This is a genomic window from Brevibacterium sanguinis, assembly GCF_039528855.1.
GTDB lineage: Bacteria > Actinomycetota > Actinomycetes > Actinomycetales > Brevibacteriaceae > Brevibacterium > Brevibacterium sanguinis.
The window spans coordinates 1-23,730 of the sequence record NZ_BAAAMB010000003.1 but is presented as its reverse complement, the minus strand read 5'-3'; the positions used below and the strand labels follow the sequence as shown (position 1 = coordinate 23,730).

Annotated in this window: 18 protein-coding genes and 1 tRNA gene; 11 read left to right on the top strand and 8 right to left on the bottom strand. The window is 70.1% G+C overall.

The genetic code is table 11. The features are described 5' to 3' along the window. Positions 1 to 96 precede the first annotated feature (96 nt). On the bottom strand, positions 97 to 879 hold the full coding sequence (locus tag ABD154_RS02645) for an SDR family NAD(P)-dependent oxidoreductase (RefSeq protein WP_211978547.1): 783 nt from the start codon (positions 877 to 879) through the stop codon (positions 97 to 99). Between the two features lie 134 nt (positions 880 to 1,013). Here ABD154_RS02645 and ABD154_RS02640 point away from each other — a divergent pair, with 134 nt between their 5' ends. From ABD154_RS02640 to ABD154_RS02630, 3 genes are read left to right on the top strand one after another with little or no spacing between them, the layout of a single operon-like run. Next, positions 1,014 to 3,251, top strand: coding sequence for an HAD-IB family hydrolase (locus tag ABD154_RS02640; protein ID WP_211978548.1), 2,238 nt, complete (start codon positions 1,014 to 1,016; stop codon positions 3,249 to 3,251). Beyond that, a complete protein-coding gene (locus tag ABD154_RS02635; RefSeq protein WP_211978549.1) occupies positions 3,245 to 4,165 on the top strand; it encodes a hypothetical protein in 921 nt (306 codons plus the stop codon). The genes ABD154_RS02640 and ABD154_RS02635 overlap by 7 nt, the downstream gene beginning before the upstream one ends. Further along, positions 4,155 to 4,940, top strand: coding sequence for a ferritin-like domain-containing protein (locus ABD154_RS02630; RefSeq protein ID WP_137825888.1), 786 nt, complete (start codon positions 4,155 to 4,157; stop codon positions 4,938 to 4,940). Before ABD154_RS02635 ends, ABD154_RS02630 begins: the two co-directional genes overlap by 11 nt. Before the next feature lie 103 nt (positions 4,941 to 5,043). On the opposite strand, the gene ABD154_RS02625 is transcribed toward ABD154_RS02630, so the two are convergent. The 3 genes from ABD154_RS02625 to ABD154_RS02615 all read right to left on the bottom strand — a co-directional run bounded on the left by ABD154_RS02625 (position 5,044) and on the right by ABD154_RS02615 (position 7,986). Then, positions 5,044 to 5,766 (bottom strand): YczE/YyaS/YitT family protein, encoded by a 723-nt coding sequence (locus tag ABD154_RS02625; RefSeq protein ID WP_211978550.1) that lies wholly within the window; start codon positions 5,764 to 5,766, stop codon positions 5,044 to 5,046. Between the two features lie 88 nt (positions 5,767 to 5,854). Continuing rightward, entirely contained in the window at positions 5,855 to 6,907 is a 1,053-nt protein-coding gene (locus tag ABD154_RS02620; RefSeq protein ID WP_211978551.1) for a glucose 1-dehydrogenase, read from the bottom strand. Between the two features lie 107 nt (positions 6,908 to 7,014). Further along, positions 7,015 to 7,986 carry an SMP-30/gluconolactonase/LRE family protein gene (locus tag ABD154_RS02615; protein ID WP_211978552.1) on the bottom strand — a complete coding sequence of 324 codons (972 nt, stop codon included), beginning with the start codon at positions 7,984 to 7,986 and terminating at the stop codon, positions 7,015 to 7,017. 210 nt (positions 7,987 to 8,196) lie between these two features. Here ABD154_RS02615 and ABD154_RS02610 point away from each other — a divergent pair. From ABD154_RS02610 to selB, 3 genes are all read left to right on the top strand, one after another. Further along, positions 8,197 to 8,292 (top strand) — tRNA-Sec (locus tag ABD154_RS02610). A 53-nt stretch (positions 8,293 to 8,345) separates the two neighbouring features. Continuing rightward, the gene (gene selA, locus ABD154_RS02605) at positions 8,346 to 9,737 is read left to right on the top strand and encodes an L-seryl-tRNA(Sec) selenium transferase (protein ID WP_211978553.1); all 1,392 of its coding nucleotides are present in this window, start codon (positions 8,346 to 8,348) and stop codon (positions 9,735 to 9,737) included. Then, positions 9,737 to 11,611 carry a selenocysteine-specific translation elongation factor gene (gene selB, locus ABD154_RS02600; protein WP_211978554.1) on the top strand — a complete coding sequence of 625 codons (1,875 nt, stop codon included), beginning with the start codon at positions 9,737 to 9,739 and terminating at the stop codon, positions 11,609 to 11,611. The genes selA and selB overlap by 1 nt, the downstream gene beginning before the upstream one ends. A gap of 19 nt (positions 11,612 to 11,630) precedes the next feature. Here selB and ABD154_RS02595 read toward each other — a convergent pair whose 3' ends face one another. The 3 genes from ABD154_RS02595 to ABD154_RS02585 all read right to left on the bottom strand — a co-directional run bounded on the left by ABD154_RS02595 (position 11,631) and on the right by ABD154_RS02585 (position 15,413). Then, a complete protein-coding gene (locus ABD154_RS02595; RefSeq protein ID WP_198500030.1) occupies positions 11,631 to 12,614 on the bottom strand; it encodes an aldo/keto reductase in 984 nt (327 codons plus the stop codon). Positions 12,615 to 12,763: 149 nt separating this feature from the next. Continuing rightward, a complete protein-coding gene (locus tag ABD154_RS02590; protein WP_198500029.1) occupies positions 12,764 to 14,050 on the bottom strand; it encodes a M20 family metallo-hydrolase in 1,287 nt (428 codons plus the stop codon). A 31-nt stretch (positions 14,051 to 14,081) separates the two neighbouring features. Beyond that, positions 14,082 to 15,413: an MFS transporter gene (locus ABD154_RS02585; RefSeq protein ID WP_211978555.1), complete on the bottom strand. Its 1,332-nt coding sequence runs from the start codon at positions 15,411 to 15,413 to the stop codon at positions 14,082 to 14,084. A 190-nt stretch (positions 15,414 to 15,603) separates the two neighbouring features. Here ABD154_RS02585 and ABD154_RS02580 point away from each other — a divergent pair, with 190 nt between their 5' ends. Both ABD154_RS02580 and ABD154_RS02575 read left to right on the top strand, forming a co-directional pair. Beyond that, complete coding sequence (locus ABD154_RS02580) at positions 15,604 to 16,866, top strand: RsbRD N-terminal domain-containing protein (RefSeq protein WP_198500027.1); 1,263 nt, start codon at positions 15,604 to 15,606, stop codon at positions 16,864 to 16,866. Between the two features lie 179 nt (positions 16,867 to 17,045). Next, the gene (locus tag ABD154_RS02575) at positions 17,046 to 17,468 is read left to right on the top strand and encodes a VOC family protein (RefSeq protein WP_198500026.1); all 423 of its coding nucleotides are present in this window, start codon (positions 17,046 to 17,048) and stop codon (positions 17,466 to 17,468) included. On the opposite strand, the gene ABD154_RS02570 is transcribed toward ABD154_RS02575, so the two are convergent. Then, positions 17,444 to 18,589, bottom strand: coding sequence for a DUF2332 domain-containing protein (locus tag ABD154_RS02570; protein ID WP_232623773.1), 1,146 nt, complete (start codon positions 18,587 to 18,589; stop codon positions 17,444 to 17,446). The genes ABD154_RS02575 and ABD154_RS02570 overlap by 25 nt on opposite strands. A 387-nt stretch (positions 18,590 to 18,976) precedes the next feature. Here ABD154_RS02570 and ABD154_RS02565 point away from each other — a divergent pair, with 387 nt between their 5' ends. The 3 genes from ABD154_RS02565 to ABD154_RS02555 form a co-directional block, all read left to right on the top strand. Next, positions 18,977 to 20,422 carry an MFS transporter gene (locus tag ABD154_RS02565; RefSeq protein ID WP_232623772.1) on the top strand — a complete coding sequence of 482 codons (1,446 nt, stop codon included), beginning with the start codon at positions 18,977 to 18,979 and terminating at the stop codon, positions 20,420 to 20,422. A 371-nt stretch (positions 20,423 to 20,793) separates the two neighbouring features. Further along, complete coding sequence (locus ABD154_RS02560; RefSeq protein WP_198500832.1) at positions 20,794 to 22,257, top strand: FAD-binding oxidoreductase; 1,464 nt, start codon at positions 20,794 to 20,796, stop codon at positions 22,255 to 22,257. Between the two features lie 373 nt (positions 22,258 to 22,630). Continuing rightward, on the top strand, positions 22,631 to 23,730 hold a 1,100-nt coding region (locus ABD154_RS02555; protein WP_344249878.1), incomplete at its 3' end, for a DUF222 domain-containing protein.

The following is a 23,730-nucleotide window of genomic DNA, read 5'->3' as shown; positions in this document are numbered from 1 at the left end:
GGAGAATTCCTCCGGTCCCCCGACGGCGGCCCCGGCGACTGCGGTCCCGGACCCGACTGCGGCTCCTGACCCGACGGATCCCGCCGGCTCATGCCCTCATTCCTCCTCATTCCGCCGCGAGGTGAGCAGGGCGGAGAGCCGGTGGATGACGGGACGAGGAGCCGCGCGCAGCGCTGCGACGATGACCTTCCACCGCAGCTGGGGGACGCTCACGGTGCGGCCGCGGGCGACATCGCGCAGACACTCCTCGACGAGGTCGTCGGCATCGAGCCAGAGGAGATCGGGGATCGAGGTGCCGGCGATGCCGGCGCGCGCATGGAATTCGGTGCGCACCCATCCGGGCACGAGAGCGGTGACGGTCACTCCCGTCCCGGCCGTCTGCACCGACAGCGACTCGGAGTAGTTCTGCGTCCACGCCTTGATCGCGGTGTAGTTGTTCTGGGTGAGCCCGGCGCTCACCGAGCACACGTTGATGATCCAGCCGCGCCCGCGCAGCGCCATCGCCCGGGCGGCCGCACCGCCGAGGACGAGCACCGCCCGCTGCATGACCTCGAAGCCCCGATCATGCTGCCGCAGGTCGGGGTCGAGCAGGCTCGAGCGGACGGAGAACCCGGCATTGCTGACGAGGATGTCGATCGGCGGCCGCGACCCCGGGGCCTCGATGCGCGCGGCGACCTCGGCCTGCGCCTCCCGGTCGGAGAGGTCGGCGACGATGGTCTCGACGGCGACCCCGGTGCCGGCGCGCAGATCCGCGGCGAACTCCTCGAGCCGGTCGCGATTCCGGGCGACGAGCACGAGGTCGACCCCGCGAGCGGCGAATGCGCGCGCGAACGCGGCGCCGATGCCGGCGGTGCCTCCGGTGATGAGAGCAACATGCATACTTGTCACGATACAGTGACGCGGGTCATACTCGCTGGTGACTGCGCGATGACTTCGCCCGTGGTCCCATCCGATTCGGCCGCGACTCCGAATCAGACTCCGATACCGTTTCCTCACACCCCGATAGGCAGCACATGACACCGAGCCGCATTCTCCTCACCGGTGCGACCGGATTCCTCGGTCAGGCGGTCCTCCAGGCTCTCCTCGAGAGCCGACCGGAGGACACCGTCACCGTCCTCGTCCGTCCCCGCGGGACGCAGACGGGCCGGGACCGGGTGGAGAGGCTGCTGACCAAGCCCGTCTTCGCCGAGTGGAGCGCCAGGGTCGGGGACGATGTCGTCGCCGAGGCGGTGCGGACGAGAGTCGAGGTCCTCGAGGGTGACCTCACCGACCTGCCGTCGCTGCCGGAGCCGATCGACATCGTCATCCACTCCGCCTCGAGCGTGTCCTTCGACGCGCCCATCGACGAGGCGTTCCGGACGAACGTCGGCGGGGTCGAGAACCTCTACCGGGCGCTGCTCGACTCCGGTCAGGACCCGCACGTCATCCACGTCTCCACCGCGTACGTCGGCGGGATCTCGAAGGGCGTGGCCCAGGAGCGCCGACTCAGCCACGCCGTCGACCACCGCGCCGAGTCCGCGGCCGCCGAGCTCGCGCGCGAGCGCGTCGATGCCGAATCGCGGACCCCGGAGAGCCTGCGCGGATTCCTCCGGCAGGCCCGCGCACAGAGCTCGCGGATGGGACCGAAGGCCGTCGCCGCCGCCGCGGAGGCCGCGCGCGAGGCCCACGTCGCCAGCCGCCTCGTCGACTTCGGCCGCACCCGCGCCGAGTCGCTGGGGTGGACCGACGTCTACACGTTCACGAAGGCGATGGCCGAACGGGTCGCCGAGGAGGAGTGGGCCGACACCGGCCATCGCGTCTCCTTCGTCCGACCCTCGATCATCGAATCGGCGCTGCGGCACCCGCATCCCGGGTGGATCGACGGCTTCAAGGTCGCCGACCCGCTCATCATGGCCTACGCGAACGGCAGTCTCTCCGAGTTCCCCGGTCACGCGGACTCCGTGCTCGACATCATCCCCGTCGACTTCGTCGTCAACGTCATCCTCGCTCTCGTCGACCGGGATGGTGACCCCGGTGACGCGGATGCCGCTCACGGTGACGGACTCGCACGGGAACCGGAGTACTTCCACGTCGTGTCCGGGACGAGCAATCCGCTCCCGTTCCACCAGATGGTGCGCACGGTGCGCGAGTACTTCCTCGACCGTCCGCTGCCCGATCCCGACGGCGAGCCCACCCCGGTGCCGGAGTGGAGCTTCCCGAACTCCGAGCTCATCGAGCAGCGGATCCGCCTGAAGGAACTGAGCTCCCGGGCGGGTCGCAGCATCGTCGACCGCCTCCCGTCATCCCGCCGGACCCGGCAGTGGGCGGCGCGACTGAGCCGCATCGACTCCGGGCTGCGCTCGCTGCGCCAGTTCGCCGACCTCTACCGCCAGTACACGAAGACGGAGATGGTCTTCGACGACGCCGCGACCCGTGCCCTGCAGGCGGCGCTGCCGCCCGGTCACGCCAGGAGCTTCGACGTCACCGAGATCGACTGGGACCGGTACTTCAAGGACATCCACCTGCCCGCGGTCACGGAGCTCACCCGCAGCTATGCCCGCAAGCGCGGGCGCACCACCGCCCGGCAGGCGAGTCCGGCCCCGATCGCCCCGGCCTCGGACGCCCTCGCCGTCTTCGACCTCGACGGCACGGTGATCTCGACGAACATCGTCCGGCAGTACGCGGCCGTGGTCCGCGCGACCCAGCCGCCCCACCGCTGGCCGGCCGCGCTCGCCGGCATCGCGGGGATCGTTCCGGGCCTGCTGCGGGCGGAGTCCCGCGACCGCTCGGAGCTCATCCGCATGGTCAACCGCCGCTACAAGGGGTTCCGCATCGAGCAGCTGCGCGAGGTCATCGCCGGCGGTCTCGGGGAGCGCATCCGCAGCTCGATCCGTCCGCAGGCGCGCACCCTCATCGATGAGCATCGCGCGGCCGGGCACCGCACCGTGCTCGTCACCGGGGCCCTCGAGGTCCTCGTCGAACCGCTGGCCGATCTCTTCGACGAGGTCGTCGCCACCCGCATGGACGTCACCGACGCCGGGGTCCTCTCCGGCTACCTCGCGACGCCGCCGCTCGTCGACGAGGCCCGCGCGAACTGGCTGCGCAAGTACGCGAGCGGGATCGGCGCCGACCTCGGGAAGTCGACCGGCTACGGGGACTCGCTCGCCGATGCGGCGTGGCTCGAACTCGTCGGCGAACCGATCGCCGTCACCCCTGACCTGGGCCTCTACGGACTGGCCCTGAAGAAGCGATGGAAGGTGCTCGAATGGTGACCAGCGACCATCCGCCGGGCCACGTCAACGGTCGGCTGTTCTCCGACGCCGCGCATCCGACGGTCCTCGTCACCGACTTCGACGTCCCGGGCTACCTCGCGGCGGCTCGTGGTCGGATCGCGGTCGATGCCGCGCATCTCGACCTGCCCGCCGAGGCGGCCCGTGACCTCGGGTTCCTCTGGCGCCTGGAGAACTCCGCGCTGGCCGAGACGCGGGCGATGCTCGCCTCGTGGACGGCCAACGAGGCGCGGATCACCGCCTTCGTCACCGCGTGGGGCTACGAGCGGTACTGGCTGGCCCGGGCGCTGCGCGAGATCCTCGACGCCGCAGACGCTCGCCGTTCGCCGCGCACCCCGCGCTCCCTGTCGTCGACGCTGCGCGGCATCTGGGTCGAACGTGCCCTGCCGATCGTCGCGCCCGTCCTCGGCGGAGCCGTCAAGGAGCCCATCACCGCCGGTCACATGGCCCGGCTGGCCATCCAGGAGGGTGCGCTGCAGGCCGCGGAGCGGGCACTGCTGCCGCGCCTGACGGGGGAGGCCGCCCGGGTCCTCGCCGAGGTGGTCGACCGGCGGGATGAGATCGTGCGGTTCTTCCGCACCGAGGCGATCGCCCGCATCACCCGGTCCCGTGCCGAAGCGCTCACCGCGCGTCTCCACGTCGCCAGGCCGTGGGCGCCGCTGCGGATCGTCGGCGTGCCCGACCCCGACGAGGCGGTCGCCCTGTCGAGTCTGTTCACCGGCAGCTTAGCCCGGCAGGAGCTCAGCGATTCCGATGCCGTCATCGGCCGGCTGCTGCCCGGGGACCCGCAGCCGTCGGTGACCCAGGTGCGGGCGGCCCTGCGCACCGCGCGGCGAGCGGACGGTCCGAGCGCCTCGGCGCCGATATCTCGAGTGAGGAGTGAGCATGGCGTTTGACTTCGACAACTACGCCGAGACGTCCGAGGCGGTCAAGTGGTCCGACCTCGATCTCGATGTGTTCGACGAGATGCCGCTGGACCGCGACACGCTGCGGTCGGTGCGCTACATGTGCGATGTCGAGTACCACACGACGTGCTTCGTCCGGGAGCTGCTCGTCACTCCCTCCCATCGGGAGGACGCACCGGCGGCGTTCATGACGATGTGGAACCGGGAGGAGTTCTGGCACGGTGAGGCGCTCGCCGCCGTGCTCGAGAAGCACGGCATCCACGTCGACTACGACGAGATCAAGGCCAAGCGCGCAGGACTCGGCTGGAAGCTCGCGCTCGGCCCGGCGAAGCAGTCGCTGCTGGCGAACATGGTCGGCTCCGACTTCATCGCCGTCCACATGGCGTGGGGCGCGGCCAATGAGCTGTCGGCGACAGCCGGCTACCGGCGGATGGCGGCGATGCAGGACCACCCCGTGCTCTCACCGCTGCTCGAGCGCATCGCCAAGCAGGAGACGCGGCACGTCGCCTTCTACTCGACCCAGGCCCGGGAGCGCCTCGAGGACAACCCGCGGGCGCAGCGGATCGTGCAGCTTGCGCTGGGGAAGCTGTGGAAGCCGGTGGGCTCGGGCATGATGGACGACGCCGAGGTCAAGCACGTGATGTCCTATCTCTTCCGCGGCCAGAGCGAAGAGGTCGACAAGCTCGACAAGCGCGTGCAGAAGCTGCCGGGCCTCGGCGATCTCACGATCTTCCGCAACGCCTTCGCCCGCCTCGGCATCGAATAGGGGCTGCCTCGGCATCGAGTGAGGGCCACCCCGGCCTCGCAACGGGGACTCACCCGTCCGTGACTGCCGGACCCGGCGGGGACCAGGCCCCGCCTCGGCGAGGTCACAGCAGTTTCGTCGGGTCTCCCGGAGCCCCGGCCTCGGGGTGGGAGTCGGTGCGCCCGAGCCCCCGCGTCAGCCGGTCGACGAGGGGTTCGTTGACGTGGGCGGAGAAGAACGCGATGAGCGGGCCGACGAAGAACGCCGTCATGATCGTCCCCACGCCCACGGGCCCGGAGACGAGAAGGGCACCGACGAGGACGATGAGGTCCTGGGGGACGCGCACGCGCTGGTACTTCCAGCCGGTGCGGTCGACGATGATCGGCGCTATCGCATCGTAGGGTGCGGTGCCGACCCCTGCGGAGATGTACCCGCTGGCCCCGAACGCGAAGACGATGATCCCGATCGCGAAGAACAGGGCGGCCATCGCGTGATCGTCGGGGGCGACGGCGAGCGGGTCGAGCAGGCTCGCGAACACCTGGATGAAGAACCCGGTGAGCGTCATGTTGATGAGCGTGCCGACGCCGATGTACCTGCGCGCGAAGATGAGGACGGGGATGAAGAGGATCGCGTTGCTCAGCAGCTGGTACGCCCCGAGGCTCCACCCGATCCTCTCGCTGATCCCGATGTTGAGGGCGGTGTAGGGGTCGACGCCGACCCCGCCGGTCTGCAGGATCGCGGCCCCGAGACCGATGAGGACGACGCCGATGAGCGCGTAGAGCGCCCGGATGACTCGACAGCGCAGCGACCAGTTCTTCGTCGCATCCGACGACGCCGAGGTGTTCATGGGCTGATCTCCCAAGGTGCGGGTGAGGGGATGGCTGCTGGTGCGCCGGTGGTAAGGCGGTGCGCCGGTGGGGTGGGGCGCGTTCGGTTCAGCTCTGCAGGTCGATGACGACCTTGATGTCCCCGGGTTCGTGGTCGAAGGCGTCGAGGGCGCGGGTCAGCGGCACGGTCCGGGTGATGAGCGCGGACAGCCACTGCGGATCGGCCGCCGCCAGCGCCTCGGCGGCCTGCCGCCAGTGCTCGACGTTGGCGTTGACGGACCCGACGATCGCGACATTGTCGAGGACGATCTGCTTGCCGATCGTCGCGAGGTCGAGCTCGGTCGCGCCCTGCGGATCGTGCATCCCGAGCAGGCAGATGACCTGGTAGGGGGTGACGGCATCGAGGATGTCGGCGAGCGTCCGGGAGTCGCCCGTGGTGTCGAGGACGATGTCGGGCTGCACCTCGGCGAGGATCTGCGGCAAGTCGCCGACGTGGAAGTGCCCGCCGAGCTCCCGCACGAGCTTCTCCTTGTTCGGCTTCTGCGAGGAGTTGACGACATGGACCTCGAGCCCGCGCTGACGCCCGAGGAGGGCGGTCAGGAGACCGATCGTGCCCCCGCCGATGATGACCGCGGTCTGCGGATCGAAGAACGCGCGCCCGCCGACCTCGTAGACCTCGTCCCAGGCCTTCGCGACGACCGAGGTCGGCTCCATGAGGACACCGGTCTGTCCGAGCGCGGGGTCGAGGCGGATCGCGAAGTCCTCTTTGACGACCCACTGCTCGGACCCGAAGCCGTTGAGCTCCTTGATGCCGCGTTCGGTGTACTCGCCGTTGCGGCACATGTCGAACTCGCCGTGCGCGCACGCCGGGCACGGCACCGGATCGGGACGGCGGACGACCCCGGCGATGAGGTCGCCGACGGCGAAGTCGGAGCCGTCGGGCACGGCCTCGACCCGGCCGAGGGACTCATGGCCGATGATGAGCCGCTCCTGACCGGGCGGCGCCCACCCGTACTGCCCGCCGTTGAGCTCCCGGTCGGTGCCGCAGACCCCGATCGCCAGGCCGGTGACGAGGAGTTCGTCGGCCGCAGGCTCCGGAAGAGCCGCCTCGGTGACGGCGAGGGAATCGGCCGTGCCCGGTTCGACGCTCAGTGCTCTCATCATGGTCCTCTCAGGTGGGTGTCCGTGCTGGTCAGTTCGGTGGGATGGGGGCGCCGAGGTGGTGGGGTGCTGTTCCCGTCCGTGGGCTCGCGCCGGGGGCGGTGGGCTCAGCCGTCGAAGGGTGCCACCGGCACTCCCGTGGCCCCGGGGGTCGCGGCGAAGACGGCTCCGGCCTCGGGCTGGGCGCCCGGGGTCAGCCCCTCCTGGCTCGTCGTGATGAAGAGGGTGCGCAGGTCGGGACCGCCGAAGGTGCACGCCGTGACGTTGGTGACGGGCAGCTCGATGACCTCGAGGAGTGTGCCGGTCGCGTCGCGGCATTCGACGCGGGAACCGCCGTAGATCGCCGTCCACACATTGTCCTCGGCGTCGAGGCAGAGTCCGTCGGGACCGCCCGCCGGGTCGTCGGAGTCGAGGGTGAAGAGGCGGCGGGGGTTCGTCAGCCCCGACTCCTCATCCCAGTCGAGGACCCACGTGCTGCGGGTGGGGGTGTCGTTGTAGTAGGCGCGGTCACCGGATGAGGCCCAGGCGATGCCGTTGGAGATCGTCACGTCGTCGAAGACGGTGGACACGGCGCCGTCGCCGCTGATCTGGAAGAGGGTCGCCCCGCCGTCTCCTTGGTCGTAGCGCATCGTGCCGGCGAGGAACCGTCCCGTCGGGTCGCAGCCGCCTTCGTTGAGGCGGACCTCGGGGTCGGAGACGAGTTCGGCGACCGTCGTCCAGTCGCCGCCGGTCGGGTCGTCGGAGACGCTGAGTCCGTGCTCGGTGAGCACCGCGATGCCGCCGGACATTCGGGGGCGCAGGCATGCGGCGACGGGTCCGGGCACATCGAGGACGGTCACCTCGTCACTCGTCGTCCCGCCGTTCGGGGCGCCGGCGGACGCGCTGCTGCCCGCGGTACCGCTCGGGCTGCCGCTGCCGGTCTGGCTGCGGGTGCCGGGTGCGCCGTGCGCGGTGAGGACCCGCCCGGCGAGCATATCGACGTAGCGCAGGGAATTCGCCGCCTGGGACCCGTCGTCGGGCCACCACACGGGTCCCTCGGCATGAAAGGCGATGGGCGGGACGAACAGTTCGGCGCGCATGGGACCTGCCTTCAGCAGCGGTTGTCGGTTCCGGGACACCGCCGCGTCAGCGGCGTCATCCGTGGTGACCACGCTATGCGGGGTCGTCCCGTGCGTCAACGGCAAGGCACGTGGTAGTCCGACCGCCGTGCGGGGTGCCTCCGAGGTCACCGCCGCAGGGGTGCGAGGGCGCGGTCAGCGGTGTCCGGAGCACAGGGTAGAGTTCGATCCGGAGGCGTCTGGCGTCCTGGTGGGCCCCCCGGTCTTCAAAACCGGTGAGACCGAGCATCTCGGTCTGGCGGGTTCGATTCCCGTCCGCCTCCGCCACACGCCCGCACCGGCCCGAGCACGGTCGTGCACGCACCGAGGAGGAGGCAGCCATGGTCGAGCCCGACCCCCGCCGGAGCATTCCGCGCACCGACCGTCTCCTCGCCCTTCCCGAGGTCGAGGCCGCCCGCGACCGCCTCGGCGAATCGGTCATCCGCGCGGTCATCGCCGATGCCCAGTCCCGCGCGCGCAGCGGGGAGCTCCCCGTCGCCGAGGTGACCCCCACCGTCATCGCGGCCGTGACCGACCAGGGTGCCTCCTCGCTCACCCCGGTGCTCAACGCCACGGGCATCATCGTCCACACGAACCTCGGCCGCGCACCGCTCTCACCAGGAGCGCAACAGGCGATCGCCGATGCCGCAGGCTATGTCGACGTCGAACTCGACCTCGAGTCCGGCAAGCGGAGCAAACGCGGCGTCGGCGCGAAGCAGGCCCTGCTGCGGGCCTGCCCGGCCGCCGAGGACGCCCTCGTCGTCAACAACGGCGCCGCCGCCCTCCTCCTCGCCGTCACGGCCCTGCGGGGAAGCGACTCGGCCGAACCGGGAAGCCATTCGACTGAACGGCGGAGCGGCACGGCCGCGGCCGCCCGACCCGTCACGCCTGATGAGATCGTCGTCAGCCGCGGCGAGCTCGTCGAGATCGGTGCCGGCTTCCGCCTCCCCGACCTCATGGTCACCACCGGCATGCGGCTGCGCGAGGTCGGCACGACGAACCGCACCCACCTCGCCGACTACGCTGCCGCGCTCACCCCGGCGACGGCGAGCCTGCTCAAGGTCCATACGAGCAACTTCCGTCTCACCGGATTCACCGCCGAGGCGACCCTGCCGCAGCTGCGCACGCTCGCCGACGAGCACGACCTCCCGCTCATCGCTGACCTCGGCAGCGGGCTGCTCACCCCCGATCCGGCACTGCCCGACGAACCCGACATCGACACGGCCCTGCGCGCCGGCGCCGACGTCGTCATCGTCTCCGGCGACAAGCTCCTCGGCGGGCCGCAGGCCGGGATCCTCCTCGGGTCCACCGCGGCCATCGAGCGCATCGCCACCCACCCGCTGGCCCGCGCGATGCGCACCGACAAGCTCACGCTCGCCGCGCTCGAGGCGACGATCGCCGGGCGCGGCAACCCCGTCCACGATGCCCTCCACATCGACCTCGACCGGCTGCGGGAGCGCACGGAGACCCTCGCCGAGGCGGTCGGCGGATCCGTCGTCGCCCACGACGGTCGCGTCGGCGGCGGGGGAGCCCCCGGGGTGCCCCTGCCCGGATGGGCGCTCGAGATGCCCGAGGCACTCGCCGCCCCCCTGCGCGCAGGCGATCCCGCCGTCGTCGCCCGGGTCCACCAGGGCGTGTGCCTCATCGACCTGCGGTGCGTGCCGGAAGCCGCCGACGACGCAGTCGCCGCGGCGATCAGGACTGCGTCGGACCGCCTCGGCGAGGGTTCCTGATGTTCGTCGTCGCCACCGCCGGGCACGTCGATCACGGAAAGTCGACCCTGGTCAAAGCGCTGACCGGGATGGAACCGGACCGGTGGGAAGAAGAGCGCAGGCGCGGGCTGACGATCGATCTCGGGTTCGCGTGGACGACGCTGCCCTCGGGCCGGGAGGTCGCGTTCGTCGACGTTCCCGGGCATGAGCGGTTCCTGTCCAACATGCTCGCCGGGGTCGGGCCCGCGCCGATCGTCTGCTTCGTCATCGCCGCGGACAAGGGGTGGCAGGCCCAGTCGAGCGATCACCGGGATGCGATCACGGCGCTCGGGATCGACCGCGGCCTCGTCGTCATCACCCGCGCGGACCTCGCGCCTGACACCATAGCTGCGACGGAAGCCCAGGTGAGGACCCAGCTGCAGGGCACACCGCTCGCCGAGGCGCCGATCGTCACGGTCTCGGCGACGACGGGGGAGGGGATGGACGACCTCGTCGCCCGCCTCGACGAGGTGACCGCAGCGGCCCCGGCCCCCGACCCCGCTGCGCGCGTGCGGCTGTGGCTCGACCGCGCGTTCTCGATCACCGGGGCGGGCACCGTCGTCACCGGCACGCTGACCGCGGGAACCCTGCGGGTGGGGCAGCGCATGGAGCTCGTCGGGGCGTCGACGTCGGCCCGCACGGGGATCCGCGGGATGCAGAGCCGGGAGTCCTCCGCCGAGGTCGTCACCCCGGCCGCCCGCGTCGCCGTCAACCTCCGAGACGTCTCCGCCGACGACATCCACCGCGGTGACGCCCTCATCACGCCCGATGCGTGGCCGATCGTCACGGTCGTCGACGTCCGCCGCACGATGGGTGAGCCCCTCGACGACGGCGTCCATGAGCTCATGCTCCACATCGGCACCGCGGCCGTGCCCGTGCGCCTGCGGCCCTTCGACGCCGACCACGCCCGGCTCACCCTCGACCGGCCCCTGCCGCTCGAGCTCGGCGACCGGGTCGTGCTGCGCAATCCCGGCAGCCGCAACGTCTTCGCCGGCGTCGTCGTCCTCGACGTCGATCCGCCTGAGCTGGGACGACGCGGCGACGGGGTGCGTCGGGCCGCTGAGCTCGCCGACCGGCCGGTGACCGGGGATGTCCTCGCCGAGGTGGCCCGCCGGGGAGCCGTCGAGCGCGCGGTGCTCGCACGGTTCGGGGTGGTGGGTGCGGGGTCGGCCTCGTCCATCGATGCGAGCGGTGTGGCCGGTGCGGCCGACGCGGGCGGTGGCGCCGGTGCGACCCTGCCGGCCGGTGTCGAGGCCCTGGACGGGTGGCTCGTCCACACTCCAACACTCGAGGCGTGGGTGACGGCGGCACGCGAGACTGTGTCGAGACAGCTGGCCGCGCAGCCGATGGCGGCGGGCGTGCCGGTCAAGGTCGTCATCGAGGCGCTGCGACGCACGGATCCGCCGCTGCCGGACGGCGGTGGAGCGCTCGTGGCGACGACCATCGGGCGGGCCGGTCTCGAGACCGCTGACGGTATGGTGCGCCCACCGGGTCACACAGCCGATCTCGGTCCCGCCGAGGCCGGGGTCGCCGCACTCGAACGTCGCCTCGCGGCCGATCCGTTCGATGCGCCGGAGGCGGACGATCTGCGGGCGCTGCGCCTGGGAGCGCGGGAGCTCGCGGTCGCAGAGAAGGCGGGGAGGGTGCTCCGCCTCGGCGATGGTGTCGTCGTCTCACCGCGCACCCCGGCGCAGGCGATGCGTCTGCTCGCCGGTCTCGCTCAGCCGTTCACGACGAGTCAGGCTAGGCAGGCGCTCGGCACGACGCGGCGGGTCGTCATCCCGCTCCTCGAGCACCTCGATGGCCGCGGCTGGACGAGGCGCCTCGACGGCTCGCATCGTGAGGTCGTGCGGTAGGGAAGGCCCCTGCGGCCGCTCACACTCCTGCGCCCCCGTCTCGGTAGCGCGCGCCGGCGGCGGTGAGCCCGTCGAGGATGGTGAGGTCCCCCGGTGGGAGATCGAGCGCGAACGCTCCGAGGTTCTCATCGAGTCGATGCGGCTTGCTCGTTCCCGGGATCGGCACGACGTCGTCGCCGCGGCGCAGGAGCCAGGCGAGTGCGACCTGGGCCGGGGTCGCGCGGTTGCGGGCGGCGATTCCCCGGATCGTGTCGACGAGCTGCGCGTTGTGCTCGCGGTTCCTTCGCGACCACCGCGGCAGGAAGCGGCGGAAGTCGAGCAGCCCCGGTTTGAGCGCGGCCGCGTCGCCGGAGAGCATGCCCCGGCTGATCGGCGAGTACGCGACGATCCCGATGCCGAGCTCCCTCGCCACCGGCACGACATCGTCCTCGAGTTCGCGGGAGACGATCGACCACTCCATCTCGATCGCGGCGATCGGATGCGTGGCATGCGCTGTGCGCAGATCGGCCGCCCCGACCTCCGAGAGCCCGATCTCGCGCACGAGACCGCGGTCGACGAGCTCGGCCATCGCCCCCACCGACTCCGCGATGGGGACGGTCGGATCGATGCGGTGGAGATAGTAGAGGTCGATGACGTCGGTGCCGAGACGACGCAGAGACGCCTCGGCGCTGGTGCGGATGTAGGCCGGGTCGCCCTTGACCCCGCGAGGCAGGCCGACGACCGGCAGCGTCGTGATCCCGCACTTCGTCGCGATGATCGCCTCATCGCGACGCCCGGCGATCGCGCGGGCCACGAGCTCTTCGTTCGCGCCGTTCGCGTACATGTCGGCGGTGTCGAGCAGGGTGACGCCCCGGTCGAGGGCATGCCGGATCGTCGCGACCCCGCCGGCGGGATCGCCGCGGCCGTAGACCATCGTCATGCCCATGCAGCCGAGCCCCATCCGAGGGACGTCGAGCGCGCCGAGGCGGGTGTGCGGAAGGCCGGTCTGCGGGCGGTCGGTCATGGCCTCAGGCTAATCGGTCGAGTGAACCGGAAGCTGAGGGGAAGATGAACGCTCGGCGAGGCGACACGCGCCGTCGTGTCTGCCGAAAGTCGACATGCGCTCAACTAGTCGAGGACATATCGACTTTTTGCAGACGAATGCACGGCCCCTTACCCCGCGAGCGCCCCCGACGCCAACCGCCGGACCACCTCGGTGAGGTGATGGAGGCCGGAGAGAAGGTCCTCGTCCTTCGTGAATTCCTCGAGGCTGTGGGAGACCCCGCCGACGCTGGGGACGAAGAGCATGACGGTGGGCACGGTGTCTTTCATATTCGTCGAGTCGTGGCCGGCCACCGTCATCACCGGCGCCGAGGTGAGCCCGAGGTCATCGGCGACCGCGCGGGCGAGCTCGACGCCCTCGGCCGGGTACGGGTTCTGATCCCAGCTGTGCTCCGCGGTGATCTCGATGTCGACGCCGACCTCCTCGGCGACCGTCGCGACAGTGGACATGAGCGAGGCATGGGCGGCGGCGATCACCTCGGCGCTGGGGGAGCGCAGGTCGATGAGCAGCTCGACGTCGCTCGCGACGACGACCGGGGAGTTCGGGTAGACGGTGAGCTCGCCGCACGCGGTGTGCAGCGCACCGGGCTCGAACTCGTCGACGAGGTCGCGGGCGGCGACGACGAGCCGGGCCGCACCGAGCAGGGCATCCCGGCGATCGGCCATGAGCGTCGAGCCGCTGTGCGCCTGCGCGCCGTGGACCCGGAATTCGAACTTGTGGGCGGCCCACGTCGCGCCCACGAGCCCGATCGTCACGCCGTCCTCCTCCATGCTGCGGCCCTGTTGGACGTGGATCTCGGCATAGGACGCGATCGGCGGGGCCGTGAAGCCGCCGCGTTCGCCGAGGGCATCGAGCGCCTCGGCGACGGTGATGCCCTGCGGGTCGGTCGTCGTCAGCGCCGCCTCGAGGTCGGCCTTGCCGGTGAAGACGTTGCTGCCCATCATCGACGGTTTGAAGCGGGAGCCCTCCTCGTTGAACCAGTTGACGACGGCGAGGTTGAACCGCGCCCGGCTCGGGTCGGCGCGCAGCTCCTCGGCGACGGCGAAGGCGGCGTGCGCGCTCGCCATCACCCCGTACGCCCCGTCGAAGCGCCCGGCTGTCGGCTGCGAATCGAGGTGGGAGCCGGTGAGGACGTAGGGGGCGCCGGGCACGAGTTCGAGCAGCCCGAACTGATTGCCGATCGCGTCCCGCTCGACGACGAACCCGTGTTCCTGAAGCAGCCGCGCGAACCATGCGCGCTGCTCGCCGTCGGCGGGGCTCGCCGCCTGCCGGTCGACACCGTTCGTGCCTGGCACGGCTCCGAAGCGGGAGTGGACGGCCCAGTCGGCGAGGAAGTCGGCGTCGCGGTCGGCCCGGTCAGGCAGGTTCTCCGGCGCCGAGGTGGTCGTGTCGTTCATCGAGGGGTCCTTCTGTGCGCGTGGGGTGTGGTCAGTGCTTGAAGCCGGGGAGGGCGACGCTCAGCCGCGGCGCGATGGCTCCGGCGAACGCGGTGAAGAGGGAGAGGAAGACGAGCATCGCCGCCGCCGGCCACCAGTGGTCGCCGGCCGAGGCGACGAAGCCGGTGGCGAGCAGCGGGATGAAGCCCGAGAGCATGCCCGCCGCATTCTGCGCCATGCCCACTCCCGTGTAGCGGGTGGTCGCGGGGAAGAGGCCGGTGAGCACGGTGCCCGAGGCGGCGTAAGGGAACGAGAGCGCGCCGACGGCGACGGTCATCGCGATGACGATGAGCACCGGCTGGCCGGAGGAGAACATGAGGAACGCGGGCACCGCGACGACCGCGGAGAGGATGCCGCCCCAGAGGATGACGCGGCTGGCGCCGAACTTCGCCCCGAGCATTCCGCCCCAGATGAGGATGAAGATCTCGACGAACGCGGCGACCATGCTGCCGAGCAGGAGAAGCGAATCGTCGTAGCCGAGGATGGTGACGCCGTAGTACACGCAGAACGCGGTGACGAGGTAGAACCCGCCGACGCCGAGGAGCGCGGCGGCCATGCCGACGATGATCTGCTTCCAGCTGTTCTTCAGCGTCGTGCTGATCGGGCTCTTCTCGACCTCACCGGTCTCCTCGAGCTGGCGGAAGACCGGGGACTCCTCGAGGCGGCTGCGGATGTAGACGGCGACGAGGAGGAGCGGGATCGCGACGAGGAACGGGATGCGCCAGCCCCACGAGTTGAAGTTCTCCTGCGAGAGCAGCAGCGTCATGACGAAGAACCCGCCGGAGGAGAGGATCGTGCCGATCGGCGAACCGATCTGCGGGATCGCGGCGTAGCGGGCGCGCAGGTGGAGCGGGGCGTTCTCGACGACGAGCGTCATCGCCCCCGACCATTCACCGCCGACGAAGAGACCCTGGGCGATGCGCAGGAGGACGAGGAGGACCGGGGCGGCGAACCCGATCGCCGCGTAGGTCGGCAGCATGCCGATGAGTCCGGTGACGATGCCGATGCCGACGATCGTGATCATCAGCACCCGCCGCCGCCCGATCCTGTCGCCCATCCGACCGAAGATGATTCCGCCGATCGGACGCGCGGCAAGGCCCACACCGAAGGTGGCGAACGACGCGAGCGCGGCGGCCGTGGCGTTCTCGGAGGTGAAGTACTGGACGTTGAAGATCAGCGCGGCGGCGGCGCTGAAGAGGAAGAAGTCATACCATTCGAGCGCCGTGCCGATGAGCGCGCCGACGGCGACCTTGTTGGCGTCCTTGACGCTGAGTTCCTGGGTCGCGTCGTATTCGATCGCCGAGGTGGTGGGCTTGCTGCTCATGCGTGATCTCCGTCGGGTGCGCCGGTCGGGTGCGACCGGTGGGTCGCGGCTATCGCGGGTGGCGCCGCGATGACGTTCCTGTGACTCACGACACTACCGAGGGAGAACGCTGAGTTTCCACGAGGAAATGCCGCCGTTTCACCGCCGCGGATTGTGCATCTGCACAGTCTCGCGTGTCTAAACTGGGGCGATGAGTGCGACGCACACCCTTCACGATCGCCCGCTGCCCGGGGATGAGGCCCGGTGGGGCGAACTTCTCGACGCCCTCGACCTCGACGAGCTCACCGAATCCTTCGTCGCCAGGGTCGCCGCCGTGCCGGGCTACGATCCGGCTCCGCTGCCGCTGTCCGAGCTGCGGCGGACCGGGCGGAATTCGTTCGCCACGCTCATCGACGGACTGCGCGCCGGCGGATTCACCGGTGCCGTGGCCGTCTCGACCGATGTCGGCGTCTCCCGCGCCCGGGCCGGGATCCCGCTCGAAGCGCTGATGACCGCGATCCGACTCGACTTCACCGTGCTCTGGGAGGCTCTCACCAGGGTCGCCGCACCGAGTGACGCCGAACTCGTCATCCGCCACACCGGGGACGTCCTCAGCACCGTCGATGACTACATCGTCCAAGTCCAGCAGGCGTACACGGCGGAGCAGGCGCGGATGCGCGCCGAGGAGTCCTCGGTCCGCCAGGGCGTCATCGCGGGACTCTTCCAGGACGCCGACCCGACCGCCGAACGGCTCGCAACGATCGCCTCGGCGCTGGGCCTCGAGGTCGACGACGCGCTCATCGTCGCTGCCGCCGGTGCCGAGGACACCCCCGCCCTGCGCGTCATCGTCTCCGCGCACGAACGCGCCGGGGGGACGATGTTCACCCACCACCTCGGCGATGTGCTCATCGCGTTCACCCGGGCCCAGGGAGTGCGACCCGGCGGGGCGGCCGGGCGGGGCGAGAGCCGGGTGGAGAGCGGTCGGGCTGAGAGCGGTCGGACCGGTGGCGGCGATGAGTCGCGGACGGGTGGGAGCGGCCTGCGGGCGGACGAGATCGAGGACCGCCTCGCCGAGGCGCGCGTCGGGGTGGTCGCGGCAGCGGGACTCGGGTCGCTGCGCCGGTCGGCGCTGACCGCGCGTGACCTCGCCCAGGTCTTCGAGCCGGGCGAGACCGGGGCGATGACCTGGAGCAGAGGCTGGGCCCGGCTGGCCGGCCGGGCCCTCAACGCCACCGGCAAGTCGGTCGTCGCCGACGTCGACGACGCGCTCGCCGGGTGCGGCATCGCCGAACGCGAACGTCTCGTCGAGGCCGTGCGCGCCTACCTGGACTCCGGAAGCATCGGTCGGACCGCAGACGTCCTCTACTGTCACCGCAACACCGTGGCCAACCGTCTGCGCCGCTTCGCCGAGGTGACCGGCGTCGACCCGACGATCCCGGTGCAGGCGGCGCGCCTCGTCGTCGCGTGGGCGTGAGGGGTCGAGGGTGCCGGGTTCGGTGTGCCGGGTCGGCGGTGCCGGGTTCGGTGCGCCGGGTCGCGCGCATCGAGTGACTGTGTCAGTGGTCGAGCGCATACTGGAGGCATCGCGCAGGGCAGTGTCGCCCACGCGGTGGCACGGCAGGTTCGATCACTCATCATGCGAGGTGGATAGCAATGCCAGTCATTCCCCATGTCTTCATCAGCGGCGGTCAGTGCGCTGCCGCGTTCGAGCGGTACCGCGACATCTTCGGCGGTGAGCTGACGCTCACACGGTCGAAGGATGCGCCGCCGGAGGCGCGCATGCCCGGCGCGAGCGAGGATTCGGTCATGCACGCCGAACTGTCCTTCGGCGACTCGCGCATCATGGGCGCCGACGATCCGACCGGTGACGGCGGCGCGATGACCGGAGTCGCGCTCAATTTCGTCGCGCCCGATGTCGACGCGGCGACGGAGGTCTTCGAGGCGCTCTCGGCGGGCGGGCAGGTGCAGATGCCGCTCGGGCCGACGTTCTGGTCCCCGGGTTTCGGCGCCTGCGTCGACCAGTTCGGTGTCCCGTGGATGGTCGACACGAGTCAGGGAGACGGCAGCGCCTCGTAGCTCTGACCGTGAGGGCCGGTGAGGGCTGTGGCGACGCCGTCGACGGCGAGGACGAAGCGTCCGTCCGCACCGTCGACGCCGTGGTCGGCCAGCTGTGCGCCGATGTCCGGCAGCACGTGCTCGCCCTCGTTGCTCAGCCACACGACGTCGGGGTGGGCCCGCATGATCGCGACGAACTCGTCCCGGCTCTCCGGGTCGACGTAGGCGAGGACTGCGCTGTGGAACACGACGACCTGTGATTCCGCGGGTGCCTCGGCGATGAGTCCCGCGACGGTCGTCGTGAGGTCGCCGGTGACGAGTCTCGGCGGGTCCGCGGCGGCGATGGCCGCAGCGGCCTCGAGCCGGTCGCGCCGCACGGTGTGCTCGGGCCAGATGAGGGAACGCAGCCAGGCCCGCTCATCGAGGTCGGTGATGTCGAGCGGATTGAGATCGATGCCCGCGCGCCAGATGACCTCGGGAAGCCGGGTCGGCGGCAGAACCCCCGCGATGTCACAGGTCAGGTCGACGGTGCTCGGCCCGTCGACGGGATCGAGGTGGGTGACAGCGGGTTCCGCGGCCGTGGATTCCCCAGCGGCGACTGTCCGGGCCTCGCCGTCCCTGGGATCGTCCTGCGCGGCGCCAGAAGGCTCGCGCGCGTTCTGCGCGGCGTCGGAGTCGGCGCCGGAGGGTTCGCGCTCGTCCGGGCGCGGACTGGCACCCGTGCGGTAGGTGTAGCTGTAGCGGTCCGGGTAGAGGCACAGCCCGGCCGAAGCACCGACTTCGATGAGCGAGAGCGGGCCGCTGATCTGCGCGAGCGCCGGCAGCAGCACGGCACAGCGCCCGGCCTCGTTCGTCTGGGTCGAGCGGGCGAGCATGAGCGCGCGGGTCTCGTCCCAGTGGTCGAGCAGCCACCGCCGCAGCTCGGCATAGTCGCCCTCGCCGGAGCCGAGATGCCTGGCCGCGCCGAAGAGCAGATTCGCCTGACGTTTCGGCCGCGGGAGATCAAGGAGGAGGGCGAGAATCCGGTCATCGTCGGCGACCCCTGCCGCCCACGCCGTGTAGATCGGTGAGGTCCCGGCCGCCTCGATGCGGGAGAAGTTGCGGTAGTACTCGCGCAATGTCTCGGTGTCGAGGTCAGTCATCGGTCGCATGCCATCTCACCTGCTTCTTCTCCGGCGGTGGTCGTTGGGTTCATCGTAGGCGGCGGCGACTTGGAATCGGGCAGCAGGGTGGGATTCACCGTCGGGCAGTCGGGTGACGACTCACCTCCGGGTGGCGGTGTGAGGACTCACGGCCGCCTGCCCTCTGTAGCCGGCCGTGTCCCGGTAATCGGCACCACATCGGCGAAACCCTAGGCGCGAGACCGGTCCGGGCGTAATGTGATCCCACATTCCGGAGTGCGTCACGGATCGATGTCTCCAATGTGGGTGTCGCCGGCGACGATGACGTGCGCAACCGCGCGGGCGATGGGACTCTCCGGCTCGTGAACACCGCGCACCAGCCGGCAACGCCTGATCAGAGGAGATCACATGGCAACCGATGCGAACCAGCCCGGAACCGGGGACGGTGCGGCCGCGCACCCGGGCCCCACCTCGGCGAACGATCCTGGTCACCGGAGAAACCCGGGCCCCACCTCGGCGAACGCTTCCCCCACCACCGCCGAGGCCGCGCTGGAGAAGCGGACGATGCGCAAGGTCATCGTCCGACTCATCCCGTTCATCATCGCGATGTACTTCATCAACTACCTCGACCGTACGAACATCGGCATCGCCGGCCCCGGCGGCATGACCGAGGACCTCGCCCTCAGCGCCACGCAGTTCGGATTCGCCGCGGGCATCTTCTTCTTCGGCTACCTCCTGCTCGAGGTGCCCTCGAATCTCGCGCTCCACCGCTTCGGGGCCCGGCGATGGCTCGCGCGCATCCTCATCAGCTGGGGTCTCGTCGCCGCGCTCATGGCGTTCGTACCCAATGCGTTCTGGCTCTACGCGCTGCGGTTCCTCCTCGGCGTCGCCGAGGCGGGATTCTTCCCCGGCATCATCCTCTACCTCACGTACTGGTTCCCGACGACGATGCGGGCGCGGGCGACGGCACTGTTCATGCTCGCGATCCCGCTCTCCTCGGTCGTCGGCTCCCCGCTCTCGTCGTGGCTGATCTCGAGCGGCAATGCGCTGTTCGAGGACTTCGCCGGGTGGCGGTTCATGTTCATCATCGAGGGGGTGCCCGCGATCATCCTCGGCATCGTGTGCCTCTTCTACCTCACCGACCGACCGCGGGATGCGCAGTGGCTCGAACCGGAGGAGCGGGAATGGCTGCAGGCGCGGATGGACTCCGAGGAGAACAGCAAGGCCGAGACCTTCCACTACCCGGTCCGCCGCTCGCTGCTCCAGCCGCGCGTGTGGGCGCTGTCATTCGTCTACTTCGGCATGGTCTACGGTCTCTACGCGCTCAGCTTCTTCCTTCCGACGATCATCGCCGGCTTCCAGGAGACCTTCGGCACCGAGTACTCGATCGTCGAGATCGGCTTCATCACCGCCATCCCCTACGTCTTCGGGGCGCTGTCGATGTTCTTCTGGTCCCGGCACGGCGATCGCACGGGCGAGCGGGTGTGGCACGTCGCGATCCCGCTCTTCATCGGCGGCATCTCGATCCCCATCGCCCTCTACCTCAGCTCCCCGTTCACGACGATGATCGCGGTCACCGTCACGGCGATGTCGATCTGCGCGGCGCTGCCGACGTTCTGGCCGCTGCCGCAGACGTTCCTCGCGGGCGCGGGAGCGGCCGCCGGGCTCGCGCTCATCAATTCGCTCGGCAATTCGGCCGGATTCTTCGCCCCGTACATCACCGGCTGGCTCGCCGAGCTCACCGGCGCCCAGAACGCCGGAATGTGGGTCGTCGGCGCGGCGATGGTCGCCGCCGGAATCGTCACCCTCGTCCTCAGGGCAGCACCGGTGCCCGATAGGGTGAGCGGACCATAGCTCGCCGAGGCGGCTCCTCAGAACCCCGGTGACTTCCGGTGGCGACGGAGGCGACCTGTGGTGGTGGCGGGGTAGCCTCTGTGACGACGAGGTCTGCCTGCGGTGACGACGCGATGCCCTCCGGTGACGAGGTGGGTGGGACGGGGTCGCCTCTGACAATGGAATGGCTCGTGGTTATGGCGCGATGCCCTCCGGTGACGACAGAGCCGTACTTGCCGTCGGACCACCTCGGCGAGATGACGGCCGATGATGCGACGATGACGGGGAAGACGGGCGGCGCCGGCCGCCATCCGCGTGAAGGGACCGAGACGATGACCGAGCAGAATTCAGCGACGCCAGTGGCCGGAAGCACGGGTGCGGGGGAGCCCACGATGGGAACGGCAGGCGCTGCGGTCGGGGATGCCGACGGGAATGCCTCGGCGGGTGATTCCCGCAGGGTCGCTGTCCCGCCCCTGGCCGAGCTCGCGTCCCGCCTCGGCGAAGGGGTGCTCACGACGGACCCCGACATCATCGCCGCCCACGCCCGGGACGAAGCCCTGTTCTGCCCGGCCGAGGGCGCGATCGCCCTGGTCAGGGCCACCTCGGCGAGCGACGTCCAAGAGGTCATGCGGTTCGCCACCGAACATCGGATTCCGGTCGTCCCGCAGGGGGCGCGCTCGGGGATCTCGGGCGGCGCGAACGCCTCACCGGGGGCGATCCTGCTCAGCGTGGCGCGGATGAATGACGTCGTCGCCGTCAGCGAGGCGGAGCGGACGGTCACCGTGCAGCCGGGGATCATCAACCAGGACCTCAAGGACCACCTCGCGCCGTTCGGGCTGTCGTACCCGCCGGATCCGGGGTCGGTGGGGATCTCGTCGATCGGCGGGAACATCGCGACGAACGCGGGTGGCCTGTGCTGCGTGAAGTACGGCGTGACCAGGGATTATGTCCGCAGTCTCACGGTGGTCCTCGCCGATGGGACGCTGAGCGTGCTCGGTCCGCAGACCGCGAAGGGCGTCGCGGGGCTCGATATGCGGCAGCTCTTCATCGGGTCCGAGGGCACGCTCGGCGTCATCGTCGAGGCGACCCTGCGGCTCGTGCCCGCCCTGCCCGACCCGTTCACCGCGGTCGCGACGTTCCCCGATGAGCGCAGCGGCCTGCAGACGGTCGCCGACTTCATGGCCGGCGGCGGAGTGCCGAGCCTGTTCGAGTTCCTCGACGGTTCGAGCCTGACCATGCTCAATGCATACGGCGACTTCGGCCTCGACGGGGAGGCCGGGTCGATGCTCATCATGCAGGTCGATCTCGCGGCGGCTGAGTCGGAGGCGATGATGGCGAATTTCGCCGAGGTGGCCCACGCGTGCGGTGCCCTCGACGTTGCGTACTCCGATGATCCCGCCGATTCCGCCGACCTCATCGCCGCACGGCGGATGATCCAGCCGGCGTACGAGAAGTTCGCCGGTGCGCATGGCGGGGGCCAGCTGCTCGACGACGTGTGTCTGCCGCGGGCGGCGATGCCGGAGTTCTGCGACCGACTCGACGCGCTGCGGGAGTCGTCGGGGCTGACGATCTCGCTCGTCGCGCATGCGGGAGACGGGAACACGCACCCGTCGGTGTTCTTCGATGCCGCCGACGAGGCGGAGACCGCGAAGGCGCTCGAGGTCTTCGGGGAGATCATGCGCATCGGCCTCGAGCTCGGTGGGACGATCACCGGCGAGCACGGCGTCGGATACCTGAAGAGGGACTGGCTGGGCGAGGAGCTCGACGCTGGGGCGCAGAGGATGCAGCTCGCGGTGAAGAACGCGCTCGATCCGCTCGGGATCCTCAATCCGGGGAAGATGCTCGGCGGTCTCTGAGCGGAGGCGGGGGACTGGTGGGTTGGGTGCCCGCGTGGAGGTCTGCGTGCCGGATGCAGAAGATGAGCCTGTGATGCACACGTACTTCGGCTTTGGGCACTGCAGGGTCGTCTACGGTATGTGCGCGAGTACTCGGGTCGTGTCAGCAGCGGCCTGTAGCGTTGACCCACCCTGGAACACATACGAACCCAACCCGACACCGATGTCGGGACACGCATCGGCACGTAGACAACACAACTTGCGCTATGAATCGAAGAACCTAGAACACTTGGAAAATAGTCGAACAAAAAACAAAGAAACATCTTGACACGCACCGCAACGGTGTATAATAGGTCACACGACATGGACAATGGCGAATGGACCCCTGGACACCATGACTCTCACCCCGAACCGCAAGCACCCCACCCCCGGCAACGACGCCGCAGGTGCGCACACGGGCGAGTCCTCGACGCCGGAATCCTCCCCATCCACTGGTGACACCCCGGATACCGAATCCCTGTTCGATCAGCTCACCAACGCCGGCATCGACCTCACCGGAAACCCCCTCGCCGACACCTTCACCGCCCTCACCCCCACCCCACCCGCCGAAGACCACAGCCCCGAGCCGGAGAGCACCTACTTCGACACCGTCGACGACGATGCCGCACACGAGTCAGCCAGCCCCCACACCACTGATGCCGCCAGTGATCCATCGACACCCTCGGGTGAGGAACACGATTCCGTCGACGACGAGATCGCTGAGATCGCTGCGGCCGCTGCCGCGTTGGACGGGGACACCGACGTGCCCGCCTGGGTGAGCAGGCACCCTCTCTTCACCGGCACCGCGTGGGCGGACCTGTCCGCGTTCGCCCCGGAAGTCACCACCGGCATCACCACGCTCATGGCTCTCGATGCCCAACTGCGGTCCTTCGACAAACCCATGGGCCCCGACGAGGCACTCCTCCTCGTCGACGGTGCCGAAGCCCTTTCTCGGGTCTCGGAAGCTCTGTCGATTCTCGCCCTGTCCGTCTATGACCGGGTGGGGACACCGGCGGAGACGGGGGCGAAGGACACGAAGTCCCTCATCCAGGACCGACTCAACCTCACCCGGACAGAAGCCCATCGGCGGGCCGAGATGGCCAAGAACCTCGGTGGGCGGGTGGATCTGGCCGGGCAGGCGCTGAAACCCTTGTGTCCCGAAGTCTCCGAAGCCCTCCACGCGGGTGCGTTGTCGGCAGGGCAGGCGAAGACCATTGATGACTGCCTGGCCGCCCTCCCCGACTGGGTGAGCCCGGAGCAGCGGGCGGATGTGGAAAAACGTCTCGTCGGCTATGCTCCGACGGTTCGAGTCACTGATATTCGTGCGATCTTTAACCGGATGCTGGGGTATATCGACCCGGATGGGAAGAAACCGGTCGAGGAGACACCGCGCAGTGACTATGCGGTGACGATGCGACCCAAACGCAATGGTGACTGGGTGCTCAATGGTCTCCT